This window comes from Methylobacterium sp. J-026 (assembly GCF_022829585.1).
Classification (GTDB): Bacteria; Pseudomonadota; Alphaproteobacteria; order Rhizobiales; family Beijerinckiaceae; genus Methylobacterium.
The window spans coordinates 1-300 of record NZ_JAKSYC010000177.1; the positions used below are offsets into that span (position 1 = coordinate 1).

Here is a 300-nt window from a genome sequence, read left to right on the forward strand (position 1 = left end):
GCCTGCCGGTACAAGGTCCTTCCGGACGGCCAGCGCCAGATCATGGCCCTGTTGTTGCCCGGCGATTTCTGCGACCTGAACGTGTTCATCCTCGACGAGATGGATCACACCATCGGCACCATCTCGCAGTGCCAGGTCGTGGACATCCCCCGTCGGGCCATCGATGAGATCACGGCGCATCACACGAGCATCGCGCGCGCCTTCTGGTGGTGCTCCCTGGTCGACGGTGCGGTCCTACGAGAGTGGCTGGTCAACATGGGCGCACGCGCTCCGGACCAGCGCATCGCTCACCTCCTCTGC

At 64.7% G+C, this 300-nt stretch carries 1 protein-coding gene; it reads left to right on the top strand.

Annotation, left to right across the window (positions count from 1 at the left end):
- Positions 1-300 (top strand): Crp/Fnr family transcriptional regulator (locus MKK69_RS16305; protein WP_243969440.1); only part of this gene is annotated, 300 nt, incomplete at both ends.